Genomic DNA, 20666 nt, shown 5'->3' on the forward strand with positions numbered 1-20666 from the left:
AAAAAATATTATTTTAAAATCTTGGCCATATAGTTTTTTTCAAATTGATCGGTGTTATCCTTCTCAATCTTCTGGGAAACAGGAGAGTATACATCGGATGTGATTTGCATACTACCATGGCCAAGTTTTTTTGTATATACTTCATACTTGATCCAGCTTCAATTAAAAGAACTGCATCAGTAAGGCATAAGGAGTGAACAGGTAATTGTTTTATTTTAGATCGTTTTAAAATACGTTCAAGTGCATTAAATAAACTTGATTTCGGCATGAAGTTTTCCATCTTTTCTACATAACACTAAATTAAGATTGTGATGATACAAATCATTGATGTTCGTTTGAATTTGTTTTGCCCAAGCTAAGATGAAATTTTAATTTATTTTATATGGGATGGGAGTGTAATATTAACTGTGTAAGTAAGAAATGCGTACGGTTTCTTACTCACACAGTTTTTTATTTGGTAGAATAATAACTATAAAGCTAAAGGAGTGTTTTAAATGGGCAAACCTAAAAGAGATCCCAACTCCATAGAATTAGCTAACAAGATTATTGAACAGTATCAACCAAAGTCTGTAGAAGATATGCAAGATGCATTAAAGGACATATTTGGACCTATGTTTGAATCGATGTTAAAAGGTGAAATGAATCATCATTTGGGCTATGAATCCAATGATAAGGGAGAAAAAGAAACAAACAATAGACGGAACGGGTACGGAAAAAAGAAAGTCAAAACGACTGCTGGCGAAGTGGATATTGCTGTACCTCGTGATCGTGACGGTTCATTTGAACCAGAGCTTATTCCAAAGCGTAAAAGAGATGTTTCTGCCATCGAGGATAAAGTCATCTCCATGTATGCAAGAGGAATGTCTCAGCGAGATATTTCATCCACGATTGAAGATATCTATGGATTCTCCGTGTCTCATGAAATGATATCCGATATTACCGATACAGTGCTTCCTGATTTAGAAGAGTGGCAAAGTCGCCCTTTAAGTAACTGTTATCCATTTGTATTTGTAGATTGCCTTTATACGACGATACGTAATGACTACGAAACCAAGAAATACGCTGTTTATACCATGTTAGGCTATACCATGGAAGGAAAGAAAGACATTCTTGGTCTATGGTTAAATGAAACGGAAAGTAAACATAAATGGATGCAAATCTTTGATGAAATAAAAGCTCGTGGTGTAGAAGATATTTTCTTTATTTCCATGGATGGAGTAAGTGGATTAGAAGATGGAGCTCGTGCCATTTTCCCACAAGTTGTCGTACAACGCTGTATTGTTCATCTCATTAGAAATTCGATTAAGTATGTTCCAAGTAAAGACTATAAAGCTTTTACTGCTGCATTAAAAAAGGTTTACGCTGCACCAAGTCTTAAGGCTTGTCATAGTGCATTCGAAAGCTTTCAACAACAATGGTCTGCCTATCCAGGAGCTATTGACGTATGGAAACGAAACTTCTCCCATGTGGAACAACTATTTGATTATGGAAGTGCCATACGCAAAATCATGTACACTACCAATGCGGTAGAAAGCATACATTCTAGCTTTAGAAAAGTGACTAAAAAAGGAGCATTCCCAAATGAGAACGCTCTTCTAAAAGTATTATATTTACGAACGAAAGAACTTGAAAACAAATGGGAAGGTGGCCATATTCAACAATGGGCAATGGTGATGAACCAGCTATTAATACATGACCATCTTAATAAACGTGTGTTAAAATATTTAGAATAACTTACACACTTTTCTTGACAAGCCCTATGGGATTTCTATTTAACATTATTTCATCTACAACGCTGGACATTTCCCGCAAATTCTTCATTTATTGCATTGTCTTTTTCCTCAGAAATAACATCATTTTTGGAATTTCAGCATTTAAAATTTCTCTAAAGTTTTTAATAGGTCTATCAAAAATACCAAAACCATAACTTCTTTTTCCATTTTTTTCTCCATATCTCATTTAAACAACTTGGTCTTGCTTGTATTTGTCAAAAGTCATCGATGCAAAAGCATTATAGTTTCCATCTTTTTCTCACTCATTACCATATATTAAAGGCTCCACATTCATTTTAAAAAATATATTTCAATTGTTTTTTAAGATTTTCTTCTTTTGTTCTTGAATCTCTGCTTCCGTCAAGATGCCTTGTTCCTTTAATTTAGCGAGTTGATTGAGTTGAGTAAGGGTAGTCACATTCGCGTTGGTGTCCGTTTCGGAAGGATTAATTTTAGATCGATTAGCCCTTTCAATAATTTCTTTCAATTCTTCAATAGTTTCTCGTGTTGTCGCTGCATTAATCTCAGTATTTTTTCCTGAATAATTAATGTAAAGAGTATTAGCGTAGTGCTTATTAATATGGTATTGGAAGGAACGAATATCTTTTATTAAGAAATCCCTTACTGTAACTCCAGATAAGAAGCTGTTTCTGACATAAACCAACCGCTTATCAGTTAATGCCAATATCCCGCGTTTATGGTTCATCCATGCAGTAAAGTAAAAATGATGATGTTCATCAGAATGCACTATTTTTTTAAATTCCTTATAGTGTCTTTTATCTTTTTTCATTATTTAATCCTCCTAAAAGGTAATTTATTTATATGGATAACATATCAAAATAATTCAATTGATGTTAATAGTAGGTTTATTTTAATATTTCATTACAGATTTCTTGCATAATACTTTCATTTTAGGAAGCTGGTTCTTGAGACACGAGAGATGTAACCATCCTCTATTTAAACGTGAGATACATTGCCAACAATTTTAGCAGATTTACGTAGTGAGTTTTCTTCTATCATACACTCAACAAATCTAATCCTCTCGTAATCGATTTTTACACTCGTATTTAATTACCAATACTTCTTACTTCCAAATGATATTTATTCAAAAGTTTCCATTTAATTGAATAGAAGTCGTTTTTCATTTGCTCGATTATTGCATTAATCTTAGCAAAATAAACCACAGCTACTTTGGATCCTACAAGTGATTCACGGTCTTGTTTAAATACATTTATGGCCATTGATAGAGCAATGTATTTATCGATTAGTTCTTTAATCATTTATATCACCGCACATAAGAATGTTTGTTCTTATTTTATGTAAGGATGTATAAACTATCAACTATTTTCGTTCGTAGAGATCATCGGATTTGCATTTTAGCAGATCAGCTAATTTAAAAGCATTTTCTAATTAGGGTATACTCTTACCTGTTTAACGAAATTTACGATTTGCTACAGAAAGTAATGCTTAAATTGGAGTCAGAAAAAGAATATTATCGCAATAACGATTAGTCGAATAGTTGTTTTGGGTGAAGGAAATCCGCAAGCTGCCGATTTAAAAAAATACCTGGCAGAGCAATATATAAGGATGGTACGGAAATGTATCACGTATCACAAATAAACAAGTCGAGAATTTACTTCAAAATCATTACGTCACAAATAGAAAGGTTGTAGCATGTGAATCTCACGAACAGATAAATGAAGGTACTGACCTCTTTATCGAATTTAGAGATACTAACAAGAACGCAAATACAGATCCTTCACGATACAAAAAGCGTTCGTAACACTAATTTTATTATACATTAAAACAATTAACAGATTCTATTAGTTTGAATGAGAACGCTTATTTCCTGAACAAAAGAAGGAATTGAAATAGTAGGCAGCAAGAAATTGAAACATAATGAACAACTTACTCATAAATTAATACAGAAAGATGCTTATATTTATTTTAAAGCCGGGGAGAAATGAAGCATTCCCTGTTGGTGGAAGTAGCAACTTTGTAGTTCGTGATTCTAGCGGATCATTAGTAGTTAATACAATATATTAGGTGAAATCGGTGTGCCTAATTACGTTCTTGTAGCTGGCGATAGTATAACGAGCAAAATTGGTACCTATTAAATAGGTAGGAAGGAGACATAAAATACCCCTTCTCTTCCTATTTATTGCACGCACGAAAACAACCTCTATTCAACCACATATATTTGAAAGAATAGAAATTAATTTGAAAAGCTAAATTTTAAAATATTTAAATTAGCTATTTTTAATAATGTTTGTAAGCAAAAAATAGTCTAGTATAGAATCCAATCCGTTCATCCTTGGGAGAGTTAACAGTATTTAACTTCATACTAAAGATAAAACCCTTGATACTAATGTATCAAGGGTTTTATTACTTTTAATGAATAGTTCGATGAAGTCCAATAACTTTACCTAAAATAGTAACGTTTTTATATATTAATGGATCCATTGTTGCGTTTTCCGGTTGTAAGCGAATATGATCTTTTTCTTTGAAGAAACGTTTCACAGTCGCTTCGTCATCTTCAGTCATTGCAACGACAATATCACCATTTTGCGCCGTACTCTGTTGTTTCACAACAACTTTATCTCCATCTAAAATACCTGCTTCTATCATACTTTCACCCTCAATTACCAACACATATACGTTTTCATCTGGGGCAACACTTGAAATTGGTAGTGGAATAAATTCCTCTATGTTTTCAACAGCAGTAATCGGTATCCCTGCTGTAACTTTACCAATTACCGGTGCATATCTAGCTTCTTCTCTTGGAATATTACTCTCTTCTGATAGATCTAAAATTTCAATTGCTCTAGGTTTAGTCGGGTCCCTTCTAATATAACCCTTACTTTCTATTCTTGCTAGATGGCCGTGAACTGTAGAACTAGATGCCAATCCAACTGCTTCGGCTATCTCTCTTACTGACGGTGGATAACCCTTTTTACTTACCTCATCTTTAATATAATCCAGAATCATTTCTTGTCTCTTGGAGAGTTTTGTCATTTAACGAACACCTCACACATAGGATTTATTAATAATAGTTTATCACTAGAATTTTAAAAAAGCAAACATTCGTTCGAAAAACTATTGACAGGATCATTTGTTCGGTATAGTATTGTATACGAACAAAGGTTCTTGTTCGGAGGAGGGGCTGATAATATGTTTGGGAAACTAACAAAAACGGATGCATTTTATCTTGCGACGTTTGTATTCACTCTAGTATTTTTATACTTTTCCATGGTTACAAGTTCGTAGTATACTTAGTATTTTTAAGGAGCATCTAAAGTGAAAGCTATTATATATTGTCGGGTCAGCACTGATAAAGAAGCACAGGAAACATCTCTAGCAAGACAAAAACAAGAGCTTACGATTTTAGCGCAGCAATACAACATTTCAATTGTAGATATCATTCAGGAACAGGCGAGTGGGTATGACGTTGAACGTAAAGGTATCTTTCGTATGCTGGATTATTTTTCTACAAAAAAAGCAGATTGTTTACTTATTCAAGATGAGACTAGATTAGGTAGAGGGAACACAAAAATAGCTCTATTTCATCAAATACAAAAATTAAATATTTCGATTTATACAGCGATACACGATGGAAAACTTGAATTATCGGAATCTGATTCAATGGTGCTGCAAATTGTAAGTGTTGTTGAAGAATATCAGCGGAGAATTCATAATGCTAAAATTAAACGGGGAATGAGAAGGGCAGTCCATGACGGGTATGATCCGAGTAAAAACTTATCAAATCGAGATAAGGCACCTGGTAGAGAAAGAAAGATATTCCCTATCGATGAAGTTATTCAATTAAGAAACAAAAATTTGACGTTTGCCGAAATTGCGAACACACTAAATGGCATGGGTTATTCAGTCTCTAAGGCAACGGTGCACAGAAGATATCAGGAATATATAATGCTTGAATCTAACACAGAGGAAAGGTAATATAAACAAGCAAGGACACCGTTATCGTTCTTGCTTTTTTCTATGCGTTATTTCGAGGAGGTAATTCCATGATATCTAAAGTTAAGTTGAATCGTATAAATGAACTTGCTCAAAAAGCTAAGTCAGAAGGATTAACAGAAACAGAGAAGAAAGAGCAAAAAGGGCTTAGGCAGGAATATTTACAAAATGTACGTAGCTCGTTTAAAAATCAATTTAAATCAATGACAGTTGTAGACCACGAAGGAAACGATGTTACACCACAAAAAGTTAAAGATTTGCAAAGTAAAAACAAAGACAATTAGATCCAAACCCTAATTTAAAGCTTCGCGATAGAGTAAGGTAAAATCACATTTCACTTGTTACAGTCTATAATTCATTATAGAATGATAAGGGATTATATAATCCTTTTAATTAGAAAGGGGAACTAACATGTCAAAAAACACAGAACAATTATCAATTAACACCATTCGAACATTAGCAATTGATGCAATTGAAAACGCAAATTCTGGTCATCCAGGTTTACCAATGGGTGCTGCGCCAATGGCTTATACGCTTTGGACAGATTTCATGAATCATAACCCTAAAAATTCAAAGTGGTTTAACCGTGACCGTTTTGTTCTTTCTGCTGGACATGGTTCAATGCTTTTATACGCATTACTGCATTTATCAGGGTATGATGTTACCATTGATGATTTAAAAGATTTTCGTCAATGGAATTCTAAAACACCAGGACATCCTGAAGTACACCATACAGACGGTGTAGAAGCAACTACAGGGCCATTGGGACAAGGTATTGCAATGTCAGTCGGAATGGCAATGGCGGAAGCACACCTAGCTGCAAAATATAATAAAGAAAATTTGTCTATTATTGATCATTTCACATACGCTATTGTAAGTGATGGAGATTTAATGGAAGGCATCTCACATGAAACAGCATCACTCGCTGGTCATCTGGGATTAGGTAAATTAATTGCATTATATGATTCTAATGATATTTCATTAGATGGTGAACTAGATCGTTCCTTCTCTGATAATACGGAAGAACGCTTTAAAGCATATGGTTGGGAAGTTATCAGAGTAGAAGACGGTAACGATTTGGAAGCATTACGCGCTGCTATTAAACAGGCAAAAGAAAATACGGAGCAACCTACATTGATAGAAATAAAAACAATCATTGGCTATGGTTCACCGAATAAATCAAATTCTGCAGCATCTCATGGTGCTCCACTTGGAACTGACGAAGTGAAATTAACAAAAGAATATTATAAATGGGAACATGAGGATTTCAACGTACCTGAAGAAGTCTATGCTGATTTCAATGAAAAAATTGGCAAGCAAGGTGCTGGATCTGAAGAAAATTGGAACAAATTGTTTAACGATTATAAAGAGAAATATCCTGAATTAGCAAAAGAATTAGAACTTGCTATGAATGGTGAACTTCCTGAAAACTGGGAACAAGACTTACCTGTATATGAACCTAAAAAAGATAAATTGGCAACTAGAGCATCATCTGGTGAAGTCCTAAACGCAATAGCTAAATCTGTACCATATTTCTTTGGTGGTAGCGCTGATTTAGCGGGTTCAAATAAAACAGCTATTAAAGATGAGGGAGACTTTTCACGTAATAACTATGCTGGTCGTAACATTTGGTTTGGTGTACGTGAGCATGCAATGGCTGCAGCATTGAATGGAATAGCATTACATGGAGGTTTAAAAGTATATGCAGGTACATTCTTTGTATTTAGTGACTACTTACGTCCAGCAGTTAGACTTTCATCAATTATGAAAACGCCTGTAACATATGTGTTTACACATGATTCAGTTGCGGTTGGTGAAGACGGACCAACACACGAACCTGTTGAACAATTAGCAGCATTTCGTGCAATGCCAGGTCTATCACTTATCCGTCCAGCAGATGGAAACGAAACGCAAGCTGCTTGGCGCTTAGCAGTAGAATCTGATGATAAACCTACAGCATTAATATTAACAAGACAAGGATTACCAACATTAGAAGGTACGAAAGAGCGTGCATATGAAGGTGTTAAAAAAGGAGCATATGTAATTAGTAAAGCAACAAAAGAAGTTCCAGATGCTTTGCTTCTTGCAACTGGTTCAGAAGTACAATTAGCTGTATCAGCTAAGAACGCCTTAAAAGAAAAAGGGATCGATGTAAGTGTCGTAAGTATGCCTTCATGGGATCGTTTTAATGAACAAGATGTGGCATATAAAAATGAAGTAATTCCATCGAATGTGAAAACTCGTGTTGGAATTGAAATGGCTTCCTCATTTGGTTGGGATCGATATGTAGGCGAACAAGGATCCATTATTGGTATCGATACTTTTGGTGCTTCAGCAAAAGGTGAAAAAGTAATAGAAGAATATGGATTTACAGTCGAGAACGTTGTGAAACATGTTGAAGACTTATTGAATAAATAATTAAAAGAAAGTGGCTAAATTTTTGGGCCACTTTCTTTTTTTGTCTAGTGCGACAAAACTAGTGCTAATCTGCAACGTGATATGACAATGTTTTTAACTAGAATAAGTATAATAGACTGTAAAGGGGAGGCGATTAATATTGGGTAATTATTCTATTTATTGGATTAAGGAAGAATTTGCTTATCGTTATTTCCACAAGAGAGATATTTTATATAGATTTATTAAAGAATATCAACACAATTTAGATAGAGTTGATTTATCTAAACAATACCATTTCATAACAAATGCGTTTCCATCCACAACATTGATAACTCACATAAAAAAATGCCATCAATCTAGTGTTACCACAAAATTACAAGGTAATTTTCTCGAAATATTTAACGCCGAACACTATATTTCTTTACATATACACAAAAAACATTTAAACTTTCGTTGTGAAATGTTGCATGATGCAGAAAAGTTACTGTTTCCAGCATTACGTTCTTTTCATCCATTTTTATTTATTATGGGAAATGATAGGGAAGACTATGGTTGGATTTCACCAGTAACAAAAGAAAGAGTACACATCAATCAAGAAGTATTGTATTCTTATCTTTGATTTACTATACTGTATTAGAGACAACATGAAGGAGGAAAGCTTGAATGGACGTGATTTGGGTCGTATTAATAGCAATAGTCGCTCTTATTGCTGGAGTTGCTCTTGGATTTTTCATTGCTAGAAAGTATATGATGAGTTATTTAAAGAAAAACCCACCAATTAATGAGCAAATGCTCAGGACTCTGATGATGCAAATGGGTCAAAAACCATCACAGAAGAAAATCAATCAAATGATGCGTGCAATGAATAACCAACAAGGAAAATAAAAAGCACTTATCTCATATATAAGGTAATGCAAAAACCATTGCACTATACCCCTTGCTACCACTAGGTAATAAGGGGTATTTCAAACTATTAAGCTCTATCTCCTCCGTTGTTTAAGAAAGGTTTGATTAATTGTCAAATTCATTTGCTTTCTCATAACTTAGAATCTGTTAAAATAAGTAAAGTGAATGTTTTAGGAGGATGGTTATGTCTGAATTGACTGATATTAATGTATTTATTGCATTTGGTGCAGGATTCTTATCGTTTATCTCACCATGTGTTCTTCCACTATATCCTGCCTTTCTATCGTATATAACTGGTATGAGTGTTAGTGAAATAAAAGAAGAAAATAAGATATTTAACAAAAAAAGTCTTTTACATACTATATTCTTTTTAGTTGGATTTTCAAGTGTATTTTTAATTCTTGGATTTACCTCATCGTTTGTTGGTGAATTTTTAACTACATACAAAGATATTATAAGACAAATAGGGGCTATAGTAATTGTATTTTTTGGTTTAGTTATTGTTGGTATCTTAAACTTTGAATTTTTGATGAAAGATAAAAAAATTACATTTAGAAATCGACCAGCGGGTTTTTTCGGCTCATTTATAATTGGTATGGCTTTCTCATTGGGATGGACCCCTTGTATGGGACCAATATTAATGGTTGTAGTTTCGCTCACAGCAACTCAACCTGATCTTGGAATGATTATGATGATCAGTTATGTGCTAGGCTTTTCATTACCGTTCTTAATTTTATCATTTTTTATTGGTAAACTTTCATGGATTAAACGGCATAGCCCTCTTTTGCTCAAAATGGGAGGCTATATTATGATCCTGATGGGTATAGCACTATTTTTTGACTGGATGACAAAACTTACTTCTTTTTTAAATGAATGGTTTGGATTTTCTGGATTCTAGTTGTAACACTTATATTAGATTTTTTAAAACTTTTGTATTATTATATTAGTTAGAGAAATCAAGGAAGGGACTCGCATTTATGTACAAACCAAATGACCTTATTCTACGGACTACGACATCATTGATTGCCTTTATATTGTTAGGGTTTGCTATTTATTTATTATTGGCGGGTCATAACTCACCTGGTGGAGGGTTTGTTGGTGGTTTAATGACTGCATCAGCTTTTGTCTTGATGTATATGTCTTATGGAATAGAAACAGTTAAAAAAATACTACCTATAAACTTTCGGACATTAATACCAATCGGCTTACTTATAGCTGTTGTAACTGGTGTCGGATCGTTTGCTTTCAACGAACCATTTTTATCGCACACGTTTGGTTACTTCACATTTCCACTGTTTGGGGAAATTGAGCTTGCAACTGCAATGCTTTTTGATATTGGCGTTTATGTAACAGTATTGGGAGTAACAATGACGATCATTTTGACCATTGCAAATGATCAATAACTATTGTTGGGGGAAATAATAGAAATGGCAAAGATACTTGTAGTGGACGATGCAAAATTTATGAGAGTTACATTAGCAACTATACTAAAAAGAGAAAATCATGACATTATCGGAGAAGCAAAAGATGGTGCAGAAGCTGTAGAACTTTATAAAAACATGGAACCAGATCTAGTTACGATGGATATCACCATGCCAGTTATGAATGGAATTGATGCAATTAAAGAAATTATGAAATATGATGAAAAAGCAAAAATTGTTGTATGTTCAGCTATGGGGCAGCAGAAGGTTGTTGTAGAGGCGATTGAAATTGGTGCAAAAGACTTTATTGTTAAGCCGTTTGATGAAAATCGAGTACTAGAAACAATAAATCGAGTTTTACATAAAATTGAACCAACTGATACAAAGCTTTAGCACCTTAGAAAGAGTTGATTTAGTATGTTTTGGGTAATAGCAAGTACAATAGGTGCAGCATGTATGGCTGTTTTGATGATTTTTGTACGGTTAAAAGCAGCCAAGAAACCTGCAAGTGTAAAGAAAATTATTTTACCACCTATTTTTATGAGTACAGGTGCACTTATGTTTTTGTTTCCGGAATTTCGTTTAAATGGACAGGAAATAATTGAGGCGTTAGTTTTAGGAATTGTCTTCTCCATTTTTCTTATTAAAACATCTAAATTTGAGATAAAAGAGAAGGATATTTATTTAATTCCATCAAAGTCGTTTGTTTTTATTCTTTTTGGTTTATTACTAGTAAGAATTCTTATTAAGTTAGCAATAGGTAATACTATTTCTTTAGGCGAAACAAGTGGAATGTTTTTTTTACTCGCGTTTGGCATGATTGTGACATGGCGAGCTGCAATGTTATTTAAATTCAAAAAGCTAGCAAAACAATTAGAATATAAGAGCATATAAAAAAGCGGTCACGTTATTGTGAACGCTTTTTTATATTTCTGTAGGAATCAGGTGAAAGCTCAAACAATGCTTCATAAGGTGTAACATCTATTTCTTTTTCACGCAATTTTTTCCTTAAAAATTTATGATCACGTTTAGGAGTCGCTATAATGTAGCCTTCGATAAGAACATCTTGGGTAATCGTCTTTTGATTTTTATGTAGAGCGACTTCACCTATTTTACTAGCGATTTTTTGTCTAGCTACATCTCTAAACAATTCTGGTACTGGAGATACAAGTTCTTCCAGTAATTTTTTTTCATCATCATTCCACATGTGTCTTGTTTTTTCCATGTAAAACTCTTCCCAGTCAAGTGTAGATTTTCCATCCTCTTTGGGCAAACGTTTTAAAAACTTACGAAACATAAAGAATCCACCAATTGACATTAAGCTAATTAATAAAATTCCCCATATTACGATTAAATAATCGACAATTACTGACATATAATCACCTTCTTCTCTGACAAAACGATTAAAATTGATAGAATATTGAATGTAAACAGTACAAAAGATTTATTTTTATCGTTGTTTATAGTAACATTACAAATAATTGGGTAAGAATTTATAATTATTATTTACGATAATACAATTATAATAGGAGAAATTGATAGATACAAGCGTCATATTATGATGACTCGGTACATATAAGTATAAAAAGCGATGTTTTTGTTGGTTTTTGCGATAGGGGGTAATGTGATGAAGCGTGAATTAAATGAGAACGACAGTAAAAAAAACGATGCAAAAAATCAAAATAGCACAAAACAGTATTTCGATGACGTTACAAGTTTACCAAAGTTCATGCTTGATTGGGTTGAAGAAAACAGTAATGATTTAATCACAGTATGGGATGAGAGTGGGAAGGTTTGTTTTGTTTCAAAATCAGTTGAACGAATACTGGGATACAGTACTACTGAATTGCAAGGAACCTCATGGTATAACAAAATTTCACCAGAAGATGTATCGTATATAAAGTCACATTTTGATGAAAGCACAAGTACAAGCCAAACATATAATATAAACATTCGAAATAAAGATGGAAAGTATATATGGACAGAATGTAAAATCGCAAAAATAAAGGTTGATCAAAGTGGTGACAGCTTTTTCATATCGACATTAAAAGATATTTCTGATAAAAAAGAAGCAGAAGAAATGATGATTCGATCTGAGAAGATGTCAATTGCTGGTCAGTTAGCTGCTGGTATTGCACATGAAATACGTAATCCACTAACATCAATTAAGGGTTTTTTACAGTTATTACAGGCCGGTGTTAATAGAAAAGAAGAATACTATAAAATTATGATTGATGAAATTGAAAAAATGGAAACAATAACTTCTGAATTACTATTTATCTCAAAACCTATGACAGATAATAAAAGAGTTGAAAGAGTAGATGAAATGATTCGGGATGTAATTTCTCTATTAAAGCCACAGGCGAATCTAAAAAAAATAGAAATCAAATGGGAACAAACAGAATCACCTTCTATTTATTGCGATCGCTCACAAATAAAACAAGTTTTTATAAATTTGTTAAAAAACGCTACTGAAGCCATGGATGAGAGTGGAAAGATTGAAATAAAAGTCAAAAAAAATAATTCACAAATAATCATTGAGTTCATTGATGAAGGATCTGGTATACCAGAGGAAATAATACATAAGCTTGGTGAACCTTTTTTTACAACTAAACAAAACGGTACAGGGTTAGGACTTATGATAACTACTCAAATATTAGAAAAACATGATGCGAAGCTAGAAATAATAAAGAACAAAATAAAGGGAAGTACGTTTAGAATAATAATGCGAGAACATACGGAATAATTTTAATTACTTAATTCATTATAAATAATACATTTCCTTGTTAGATTGATTGATTTTTTGGGCACTCCACGGCATGATTGAACGGAGTGTCTTTTGTTTGACGTTTAGATCCCGAATTATGCCGACAATTTTAGCTTCTAGAAACTGGCTACTTTTTAAATGTATAACCATCAATTCTTTGAATTGATGATATGTATAAGTAATACTTATCAGATTAAATAAGTTTTTAATATAGGTTGACAAGTTCTTAAATAATTGTTTTATAGATTGATTTCCTTTAAGATAAATAGGTAAAGAGAAACTTTATGATGTCTAAAATTCGAACACTTAGGGAATGTCGAAATTATAGACAATAATAGTTTGACTGAAAGGGGTAAGACTTACATGGCAAATAATACGTTTAATGCTAAAAAGCAATTTGAACTGAATGGTAAAACGTATAATTACTATCAATTAAAAGAGCTTGAAGAAGCAGGCTTGGGTAAAGTATCACGTTTACCATTTTCCATTCGAGTTCTACTTGAATCGCTTATACGCCAACATGATGGACGTGTAATTAAAGATGAGCATGTAAAAGGATTAACAAAATGGGGAACAAAAGAAGGGGATGGAGTAGACGTACCATTTAAACCTTCTCGTGTAATTTTACAGGATTTCACTGGCGTTCCTGCAGTAGTTGACCTTGCTTCATTACGTAAGGCAATGGTTGATATGGGTGGAGAACCAGACAAAATTAATCCTGAAGTACCAGTTGATTTAGTTATCGACCACTCTGTTCAGGTTGATCAGTACGGAAGTTCAAATGCACTTAAAGCTAACATGGAGCTTGAATTTGAACGAAATGCGGAGCGTTATGAATTTTTAAATTGGGCGCAAAAAGCATTTGAAAATTACCGTGCCGTACCACCTGCTACAGGTATTGTTCACCAAGTAAACTTAGAATACATTGCAAATGTTGTTCATGGTTTAGAAAATGAAGACGGAAGCTATGATGCATTCCCAGACACTTTAGTAGGGACTGACTCACATACGACAATGATTAACGGTCTAGGTGTACTTGGATGGGGTGTAGGTGGAATTGAAGCTGAAGCAGGAATGCTAGGTCAACCATCCTATTTCCCGGCACCAGAAGTAATCGGTGTTAAATTTACTGGAAGCTTTCCACAAGGAACTACAGCTACAGACTTGGCATTAAAAGTTACACAAGTTCTTCGTGAACAAAATGTAGTTGGTAAATTTGTTGAATATTTCGGCCCAGGGCTAAAAGATATGCCGCTTGCTGATCGTGCAACAATCTCAAACATGGCTCCTGAATATGGTGCAACATGTGGATTCTTCCCAGTAGATGATGAATCACTTAACTACTTACGTCTAACTGGACGTAGTGAAGATCATATTGCTTTGGTAGAAAAATATTGTAAAGAAAATGATCTATGGTATTCATCTGATCAAGCGGATCCTGAATATACACAACTAGTTGAAATTAATCTATCAGAATTAGAACCAAATCTATCAGGTCCAAAACGTCCACAAGATTTAATTTCGTTATCAAATATGAAAAAAGAATTCAACAAAGCTGTTACTGCACCTGAAGGTAACCAAGGTTTTGGTATGGACAAATCAGAATTCGACAAAGAAGCTATTGTTGAACATCCAAACGGTAAAACTTCTGTTATGAAGACAGGTGCACTTGCAATTGCTGCAATTACATCTTGTACGAATACATCAAATCCATACGTAATGCTTGGAGCAGGGCTCGTTGCAAAAAAAGCTGTTGAAAAAGGATTAGTTGTTCCTGAATATGTAAAAACATCATTGGCACCAGGCTCTAAAGTTGTAACACGTTATCTTGACGATTCTGGATTACAGCAATACCTTGATCAATTAGGATTTAATTTAGTTGGTTATGGTTGTACAACATGTATCGGTAACTCCGGTCCATTACGTGAAGAAATTGAAGAAGCAATATCTAAAAGTGATCTAACCGTCTCTTCTGTACTATCTGGTAATCGCAACTTTGAAGGTCGTATTCATCCACTTGTTAAAGCTAACTATCTAGCATCTCCACCATTGGTAGTTGCGTATGCGTTAGCAGGAACAGTAGATATCGACTTAACAAAAGAAGCATTAGGTAAAGACAAAGACGGAAATGATATCTACATGAAGGATATCTGGCCAACTATGGATGAAATTAAAGAACAAGTACAACAAGTAGTTACACCAGAAATTTTCCGTAAAGAGTACGAAAATGTATTTAATTCTAATGAAAAATGGAATGAAATTGATACAACTGATGAACCATTGTTCAAGTGGGATAGCGAATCAACTTACATTCAAAATCCTCCATTCTTTGAAGGATTGTCAAAAGAAGCTGGTTCTGTAAACCCTTTAAACAATCTTCGTGCAATTGGTAAATTTGGTGATTCTGTAACAACTGACCATATTTCTCCGGCTGGAGCAATTGCTAAAGATATGCCAGCAGGACAATATTTACAAGATAAAAATGTTTCACCAAGAAACTTTAACTCATACGGTTCACGTCGTGGTAATCACGAAGTAATGATGCGTGGTACATTTGCGAATATCCGTATCCGTAACCTATTAGCACCAGGAACAGAAGGTGGCTATACAACATATTGGCCAACAGATGAAGTAATGCCGATCTATGATGCTGCTATGAAATACCAACAAGATGGTACTGGCTTAATTGTTATGGGTGGAAAAGATTATGGAATGGGTTCTTCTCGTGACTGGGCCGCAAAAGGTACAAACTTACTTGGAATTAAAACAGTTATTGCTGAAAGCTTCGAGCGTATCCACCGTTCTAACCTAGTTATGATGGGAGTTCTTCCGTTACAATTTGAAAAAGGTGAAAATGCTGAGAAACTTGGATTAACTGGTAAAGAATCATTTAACGTGGAAATTGACGAAAATGTTAAGCCACATGACCTTGTGAAAGTTACAGCAGTTGACGAAGAAGGTAAGACGACTGAATTTAAAGCTATTGCACGTTTTGATAGTGAAGTAGAAATTGACTACTATCGTCACGGTGGTATTTTACAAATGGTACTACGTAACAAATTAGAAGCGTAATTAAATGATAAATATCCTTAAAGACCTTACATTTTCTAATGTGAGGTCTTAATTTTTGACAAAATATCATAATTAGCTATTGTCTATTTTTTGAATAATTAACAGAATAGCTTTACAAATACGTTGAGCATAAATAACATGAAACTATGATCACTTTTTATTTTTTATGGAATTAACGAATGTGTGATACAATTCTATTTGGCAATATAAACATACGTATTCCTTGTATCATCATTGATGGGTATAATAGGATAAATCTTGGGAATTATTATTAGTGAATATATCTATTTTAAATATACATTCATAACGGCTTATCAATCGGAATAGCATGTAGTATGAATCTTTTATTGTTCGTACATAATTATTTGATTTGCTCATTATAAATTTTGCTTACACGCATAGTATGTTGCATTTTATAGAAATTACGACATAACAGCAACGTGATTTCCGCTTCGGGCAGTCGCGCACCTTAGGCTATCTAGTTAAGTTGCGATGACATAAGATTAACCATTTGATAAAGCAACAATCTTCTAGAAATCAGCCTAAATTTTTAATCCTTACCAAATATTTTGGTAACTTTTTTAATCTTTATTCTAGCAAAACGTTAGTTTTATTCAAAAAAATTTATTTATTACATTGTTTGATTTTCAATAGAATGGACGTCTGTTTGTATAGACATGTCAACTTTATTGGAAAATCAGCAAGATTATGGTGTTCTTTCATTATCGCAAAATTAGCTTTTTAGTAGGAAACATAATTCAAATTAAGGAGAGGCACTATGGTTAAGAGGATACTTGGAATAGCGGTTATAGTAGGTCTAGCAGGGGCAGTTATATTTAATTTGGTGAATTTAAATAAAGAAAAGTCTGCTAAAAAGGACGAAACAAATGTTGTTAATGTAAGTGGCGATACAGGTGCTGAAGGCTCTGCAATTGTTCCACCAGGAAAATCCGGAATTGAACCGGGAAATACGGCTCCCGACTTTCAACTTAAAACACTTGCGGGTGAAACAATAAAATTGTCTGATCTACGAGGTAAAAAAGTAATGGTAAACTTTTGGGCTACTTGGTGTCCGCCGTGTAAAGAAGAAATGCCTGAAATACAGCGGTTTTATGAGAAATATAAAGATGAAATTAAAATAATTGCTGTAAATACGGAATCAAATGTAGGTAAAGTAAGAAAGTTTGTCGATGAATATGGTTATTCGTTTTCTGTACTACTAGATAAAGATATGAGTGTTAGTGACAACTACATGGTATCTGCATTACCAACTACTTATTTTATCGGTACAGATGGTAAAATCCAACAACAAAGAAAGGTTGGACCAATGACTTATGATTATATGGTCGAAATGCTCCACACATTAAAATAAAATTATAAATTTTGGAAGAAATGGTGATACTGCTTATAAAAAGGAGTGGATTGCTATTTCTTTAAAACGTAGACTTTCGTTTGATGAATTAGTCAGAGAAAACCGCAAGCAAATTTTACAGGATCAAACCTTATTAGAAAAGATTGAGCAAAATTTAGAAATGAAGCGAAATCAAACAATAAAAAAAGTTGGCAGGTAATTACACATTTTAGGGCTTTCCTATCGAATTAACTTTGGTAGGTAGGCTCTTTTTTTGTATATATTTAAGTATAGTATATTTACTTCTGTAGAAAATAGTGAAGACTAATTTAGAAAGGAGACTTTATATGCCAGATAAATATACGAATAAACCTAAGCCGGATGATCGTAGTGATAATGTAGAGAAGTTGCAGGATATGGTCCAAGACACTATACAGAATATAGAAAAAGCACACGATACGATACAATTTTCATCCGGGGAAGAAAAGGAAAAAATCGAAGCGAAAAACAAACGACGTGAGGAAGCAATAGAAGGTATGCGACGAGAAATTAAAGACGAAGCCAATCATAATGAGCAAAATTATAGTTAATTGTACAACAACCTCAAATCATTTGATTTGAGGTTGTTTCAATATTCATAAGCAAAGTTTCTTTTTACATTAGTTGCTTATGATAAAATAGTTGCTGATAGATACACGTTAAGAGGAGGAATTACAATTGGATAAGATTCGTACACAAATAGAAGTAAGATATCAGGAAACAGACCAGATGGGTGTTGTCTATCACGCAAATTATTTGGTTTGGTTTGAAATAGGGAGAACTAAACTTATCGAACACTTAGGTTTCTGGTATGCTGACATGGAAAAGAACAATGTTGTTTCACCGGTTGTGGATGCGCAAATTTCATTTAAAAAACCTATTCATTATGGGGAAAAGGCATTTGTTGAAACTTGGATAGAGAAGTATGACGGTATACGAACAAATTATGGGTATAATATTGTCAATGAAGAAGGAAAAGTAGCTGTAAGTGGGACAACGCAGCATGTAATTGTAAAAAAAGATAGTTTCAGACCATTATCGTTGCGTCGAGCATTTCCAGATTGGCATGAAGCATATATGAACCAAATTAACGAGGAATCATAATGGCATTTGGGATAACGCGTCAGGAACTAAGAAGATGGAAGCAGGAAGTGACTAATGGCAACATAGCATTTCTTACGCACTATTGGCTTGATCCAAGATTTCCTAATTGTAATACTGTCACAAAGGTTGGCTGTCAAAACGTTGACAAACTAGCGACCTGGGGTAAACAATATGGTTTGAAAAAAGAATGGATTGATCATTATCCAGACTATCCCCATTATGATTTATTTGGCGAAAGACAGAAACAAATATTAAAAAATGAACAACAATGGGAGCAAATAAAGCATTTTAAATTATAAAAAGGCGTTTGATCAACGCCTTTTTATAATAGTTAACTAAACTTAAATGTAGGTTCATTAAGGTTTTTATCGATTTCTACGTTTAAGTCTTTCTCTTCAAAATACCAAGCATCTTTGGCTTCCACGTAAAATGTTATATTTTCGACTTCGTATGAGGAATGAATTTCATTTGGTGTTTCAAGTGATACACCTAACGAGAACCCTGGTATTAAACCTCTAAAACCACCGTATCTTACATAAAATTGTACGTAAGCGTTTTGTTGAATATCTAATTCATCTTTATACCATCTAGCAGCTTCATCTGTTACATGTATGTTCAAACGTGTCAACTCCTTTTAATTCTACCTATGTTTTTTCTCTTTCTTTTCTGGGACTAGGTCGATTCCGCCGGGATGAAACGGGTGACACTTTCCAATACGTTTAATGGTCAAATAAGCACCTTTAATGGCTCCAAAACGTCTAAACGCCTCTAAGCCATATTCCGAACATGTTGGATGAAACCGACATGTTGGCGGTTTGAATGGACTTATTACTTTTCGATAAAATTTAATAACTGCTATGAACAGATATTTCATTCGTATTTTCCTTTTTTAAAGTGTATTATCATTAGATTTATCGTACGTGACAGATGCAATTGCATCATGCATATGAATCGATTCCTCATTCCGACATGTCACTTTGAATTTTTCAACGAATGACATCTCATACAAATCTGCTGCAACTAAACGAACCATATCCTCAACAAAACGAGGATTTTCATAAGCTTGTTCGGTTACCATTTTTTCATCAGGTCGTTTTAGTACAGGGTGAATTCTGGCACTTGCATTACTTTCAGCAGCTTCTAATAAAAATTTCATCCAATCAATTTTGTTTTCATCAAAATCATCTCTAAGTTTAATTTCCATTGAAACACGACCACGCTGATTGTGTGCACTATATTCACTGATTTCTTTTGAACAAGGACACAAAGTTGTAATTAATGCAGATAATGATGTAGTTACGTTAAAACCTTCTATTTGATCATATGAAACAGTAATAGTGACGTCTGCATGATTCATTCCAGCAAGTCCAGATTGTGGGCCACGTTGTTCATAGAACCAAGGGAATGAAACAGTAAGCTCAGCATCATTTTGTTTTAAGCGTTCAGCTAATTCTTTTGTGAATTGTTTAAGTGTTGCAATATCTGCGGTAAATCCAGCCTTGTGATATAAAGCCAATTGTTCTGTAAAACGACTCATATTTGTACCTTTACTTGTTTTCTCTACACTTGAAGAAAATTGAAATGTACCAATACTTGTTTGTGTAGTTGGAATTAAGTTACTTTTAACAATAATAGGGTGCTTTACATTTGCGATTCCAACAGCATCAAGATCAAATAAAAAGTCTTTTTTTGTATTTTGTAGATCGGCCATTTCACTTTTTTCACTAGGTTTTGTTTTTGGTCCGGGGTCTACTGAACCAAATAATTTATGTCGTTGTGCTTTGTTTGGTAATTGTTTTTTTGGGAATGTTCTTACCTTATCCATAACGGTGTCCCCTCTCTGCTCATACTACTTCAAAGTA

General features: G+C 33.8%; 24 protein-coding genes. 17 read left to right on the forward strand and 7 right to left on the reverse strand.

The features are described 5' to 3' along the window. Positions 1 to 494: 494 nt before the first annotated feature. Positions 495 to 1733, forward strand: coding sequence for an IS256 family transposase (locus CS937_RS09240; protein WP_099157448.1), 1239 nt, complete (start codon positions 495 to 497; stop codon positions 1731 to 1733). A gap of 349 nt (positions 1734 to 2082) precedes the next feature. Here the strand turns inward: CS937_RS09240 and CS937_RS09245 are convergent, their stop codons facing one another. The 3 genes from CS937_RS09245 to lexA all read right to left on the reverse strand — a co-directional run bounded on the left by CS937_RS09245 (position 2083) and on the right by lexA (position 4787). Next, on the reverse strand, positions 2083 to 2562 hold the full coding sequence (locus CS937_RS09245; protein WP_099158184.1) for a PH domain-containing protein: 480 nt from the start codon (positions 2560 to 2562) through the stop codon (positions 2083 to 2085). A gap of 277 nt (positions 2563 to 2839) precedes the next feature. Next, complete coding sequence (locus CS937_RS09250; protein ID WP_099158185.1) at positions 2840 to 3052, reverse strand: YhjD family protein; 213 nt, start codon at positions 3050 to 3052, stop codon at positions 2840 to 2842. A 1111-nt stretch (positions 3053 to 4163) separates the two neighbouring features. Then, positions 4164 to 4787 (reverse strand): transcriptional repressor LexA, encoded by a 624-nt coding sequence (gene lexA / locus CS937_RS09255; RefSeq protein WP_099158186.1) that lies wholly within the window; start codon positions 4785 to 4787, stop codon positions 4164 to 4166. Positions 4788 to 5069: 282 nt separating this feature from the next. Between lexA and CS937_RS09260 the strand changes: the two genes are divergently transcribed. The 9 genes from CS937_RS09260 (at position 5070) to CS937_RS09300 (ending at position 11365) form a co-directional block, all read left to right on the forward strand. Then, positions 5070 to 5729 carry a YneB family resolvase-like protein gene (locus CS937_RS09260; RefSeq protein ID WP_099158187.1) on the forward strand — a complete coding sequence of 220 codons (660 nt, stop codon included), beginning with the start codon at positions 5070 to 5072 and terminating at the stop codon, positions 5727 to 5729. 68 nt (positions 5730 to 5797) lie between these two features. Continuing rightward, entirely contained in the window at positions 5798 to 6031 is a 234-nt protein-coding gene (locus tag CS937_RS09265) for a DUF896 domain-containing protein (RefSeq protein ID WP_099158188.1), read from the forward strand. A gap of 127 nt (positions 6032 to 6158) precedes the next feature. Beyond that, complete coding sequence (tkt, locus tag CS937_RS09270) at positions 6159 to 8165, forward strand: transketolase (RefSeq protein WP_099158189.1); 2007 nt, start codon at positions 6159 to 6161, stop codon at positions 8163 to 8165. A 139-nt stretch (positions 8166 to 8304) separates the two neighbouring features. Then, entirely contained in the window at positions 8305 to 8763 is a 459-nt protein-coding gene (sirA, locus tag CS937_RS09275; RefSeq protein ID WP_176555800.1) for a sporulation inhibitor of replication protein SirA, read from the forward strand. 44 nt (positions 8764 to 8807) lie between these two features. Beyond that, complete coding sequence (locus CS937_RS09280) at positions 8808 to 9029, forward strand: YneF family protein (protein WP_099158191.1); 222 nt, start codon at positions 8808 to 8810, stop codon at positions 9027 to 9029. A gap of 214 nt (positions 9030 to 9243) precedes the next feature. Next, positions 9244 to 9948, forward strand: a complete 705-nt coding sequence (locus CS937_RS09285) for a cytochrome c biogenesis CcdA family protein (RefSeq protein ID WP_099158847.1) — start codon at positions 9244 to 9246, stop codon at positions 9946 to 9948. 79 nt (positions 9949 to 10027) lie between these two features. After that, positions 10028 to 10453, forward strand: a complete 426-nt coding sequence (locus CS937_RS09290; RefSeq protein WP_099158192.1) for a Na(+)/H(+) antiporter subunit B — start codon at positions 10028 to 10030, stop codon at positions 10451 to 10453. A gap of 24 nt (positions 10454 to 10477) precedes the next feature. Then, a complete protein-coding gene (locus CS937_RS09295) occupies positions 10478 to 10864 on the forward strand; it encodes a response regulator (RefSeq protein ID WP_099158193.1) in 387 nt (128 codons plus the stop codon). Between the two features lie 24 nt (positions 10865 to 10888). Beyond that, positions 10889 to 11365: a CcdC family protein gene (locus CS937_RS09300; protein WP_099158194.1), complete on the forward strand. Its 477-nt coding sequence runs from the start codon at positions 10889 to 10891 to the stop codon at positions 11363 to 11365. 13 nt (positions 11366 to 11378) lie between these two features. Here CS937_RS09300 and CS937_RS09305 read toward each other — a convergent pair whose 3' ends face one another. Beyond that, the gene (locus CS937_RS09305; protein WP_099158195.1) at positions 11379 to 11846 is read right to left on the reverse strand and encodes a DUF2621 domain-containing protein; all 468 of its coding nucleotides are present in this window, start codon (positions 11844 to 11846) and stop codon (positions 11379 to 11381) included. Positions 11847 to 12098: 252 nt separating this feature from the next. On the opposite strand from CS937_RS09305, the gene CS937_RS09310 reads away from it, so the two are divergent. From CS937_RS09310 to CS937_RS09340, 7 genes are all read left to right on the forward strand, one after another. Next, positions 12099 to 13217 (forward strand): ATP-binding protein, encoded by a 1119-nt coding sequence (locus tag CS937_RS09310; RefSeq protein ID WP_099158196.1) that lies wholly within the window; start codon positions 12099 to 12101, stop codon positions 13215 to 13217. A gap of 384 nt (positions 13218 to 13601) precedes the next feature. Next, positions 13602 to 16310 (forward strand): aconitate hydratase AcnA, encoded by a 2709-nt coding sequence (gene acnA / locus CS937_RS09315; protein WP_099158197.1) that lies wholly within the window; start codon positions 13602 to 13604, stop codon positions 16308 to 16310. A 778-nt stretch (positions 16311 to 17088) separates the two neighbouring features. After that, positions 17089 to 17682 carry a TlpA family protein disulfide reductase gene (locus CS937_RS09320; protein WP_099158198.1) on the forward strand — a complete coding sequence of 198 codons (594 nt, stop codon included), beginning with the start codon at positions 17089 to 17091 and terminating at the stop codon, positions 17680 to 17682. Positions 17683 to 17737: 55 nt separating this feature from the next. Then, entirely contained in the window at positions 17738 to 17881 is a 144-nt protein-coding gene (locus tag CS937_RS09325; protein ID WP_099158848.1) for an FbpB family small basic protein, read from the forward strand. 127 nt (positions 17882 to 18008) lie between these two features. Continuing rightward, positions 18009 to 18251: a small acid-soluble spore protein Tlp gene (gene tlp, locus CS937_RS09330; RefSeq protein ID WP_099158199.1), complete on the forward strand. Its 243-nt coding sequence runs from the start codon at positions 18009 to 18011 to the stop codon at positions 18249 to 18251. Positions 18252 to 18378: 127 nt separating this feature from the next. Further along, positions 18379 to 18804: an acyl-CoA thioesterase gene (locus tag CS937_RS09335; protein ID WP_099158200.1), complete on the forward strand. Its 426-nt coding sequence runs from the start codon at positions 18379 to 18381 to the stop codon at positions 18802 to 18804. Continuing rightward, positions 18804 to 19103, forward strand: coding sequence for a hypothetical protein (locus tag CS937_RS09340; RefSeq protein ID WP_099158201.1), 300 nt, complete (start codon positions 18804 to 18806; stop codon positions 19101 to 19103). The genes CS937_RS09335 and CS937_RS09340 overlap by 1 nt, the downstream gene beginning before the upstream one ends. Positions 19104 to 19135: 32 nt before the next feature. On the opposite strand, the gene CS937_RS09345 is transcribed toward CS937_RS09340, so the two are convergent. From CS937_RS09345 to folE2, 3 genes are read right to left on the reverse strand one after another with little or no spacing between them, the layout of a single operon-like run. Beyond that, the gene (locus tag CS937_RS09345) at positions 19136 to 19423 is read right to left on the reverse strand and encodes a HesB/YadR/YfhF family protein (protein ID WP_099158202.1); all 288 of its coding nucleotides are present in this window, start codon (positions 19421 to 19423) and stop codon (positions 19136 to 19138) included. A gap of 21 nt (positions 19424 to 19444) precedes the next feature. After that, positions 19445 to 19678 carry a membrane protein insertion efficiency factor YidD gene (gene yidD / locus CS937_RS09350; RefSeq protein ID WP_099158203.1) on the reverse strand — a complete coding sequence of 78 codons (234 nt, stop codon included), beginning with the start codon at positions 19676 to 19678 and terminating at the stop codon, positions 19445 to 19447. Positions 19679 to 19693: 15 nt separating this feature from the next. Then, positions 19694 to 20629, reverse strand: coding sequence for a GTP cyclohydrolase FolE2 (gene folE2, locus CS937_RS09355; RefSeq protein WP_099158204.1), 936 nt, complete (start codon positions 20627 to 20629; stop codon positions 19694 to 19696). Positions 20630 to 20666 lie beyond the last annotated feature (37 nt).

Origin of the sequence: Virgibacillus ndiopensis, assembly GCF_900187325.1 — a bacterium.
GTDB classification, from domain to species: Bacteria; Bacillota; Bacilli; order Bacillales; family Amphibacillaceae; genus Virgibacillus_E; species Virgibacillus_E ndiopensis.

Coding starts and splice junctions, on each gene's coding strand:
- folE2 (WP_099158204.1), bottom strand. CDS start 20,629: ATGGATAAGGTAAGAACATTCCCAAAAAAACAATTACCAAACAAAGCA.
- CS937_RS09280 (WP_099158191.1), top strand. CDS start 8,808: ATGGACGTGATTTGGGTCGTATTAATAGCAATAGTCGCTCTTATTGCT.
- CS937_RS09320 (WP_099158198.1), top strand. CDS start 17,089: ATGGTTAAGAGGATACTTGGAATAGCGGTTATAGTAGGTCTAGCAGGG.
- acnA (WP_099158197.1), top strand. CDS start 13,602: ATGGCAAATAATACGTTTAATGCTAAAAAGCAATTTGAACTGAATGGT.
- tlp (WP_099158199.1), top strand. CDS start 18,009: ATGCCAGATAAATATACGAATAAACCTAAGCCGGATGATCGTAGTGAT.
- CS937_RS09250 (WP_099158185.1), bottom strand. CDS start 3,052: ATGATTAAAGAACTAATCGATAAATACATTGCTCTATCAATGGCCATA.
- tkt (WP_099158189.1), top strand. CDS start 6,159: ATGTCAAAAAACACAGAACAATTATCAATTAACACCATTCGAACATTA.
- CS937_RS09310 (WP_099158196.1), top strand. CDS start 12,099: ATGAAGCGTGAATTAAATGAGAACGACAGTAAAAAAAACGATGCAAAA.
- CS937_RS09295 (WP_099158193.1), top strand. CDS start 10,478: ATGGCAAAGATACTTGTAGTGGACGATGCAAAATTTATGAGAGTTACA.
- CS937_RS09265 (WP_099158188.1), top strand. CDS start 5,798: ATGATATCTAAAGTTAAGTTGAATCGTATAAATGAACTTGCTCAAAAA.
- yidD (WP_099158203.1), bottom strand. CDS start 19,678: ATGAAATATCTGTTCATAGCAGTTATTAAATTTTATCGAAAAGTAATA.
- lexA (WP_099158186.1), bottom strand. CDS start 4,787: ATGACAAAACTCTCCAAGAGACAAGAAATGATTCTGGATTATATTAAA.
- CS937_RS09245 (WP_099158184.1), bottom strand. CDS start 2,562: ATGAAAAAAGATAAAAGACACTATAAGGAATTTAAAAAAATAGTGCAT.
- CS937_RS09305 (WP_099158195.1), bottom strand. CDS start 11,846: ATGTCAGTAATTGTCGATTATTTAATCGTAATATGGGGAATTTTATTA.
- CS937_RS09290 (WP_099158192.1), top strand. CDS start 10,028: ATGTACAAACCAAATGACCTTATTCTACGGACTACGACATCATTGATT.
- CS937_RS09340 (WP_099158201.1), top strand. CDS start 18,804: ATGGCATTTGGGATAACGCGTCAGGAACTAAGAAGATGGAAGCAGGAA.
- CS937_RS09300 (WP_099158194.1), top strand. CDS start 10,889: ATGTTTTGGGTAATAGCAAGTACAATAGGTGCAGCATGTATGGCTGTT.
- CS937_RS09240 (WP_099157448.1), top strand. CDS start 495: ATGGGCAAACCTAAAAGAGATCCCAACTCCATAGAATTAGCTAACAAG.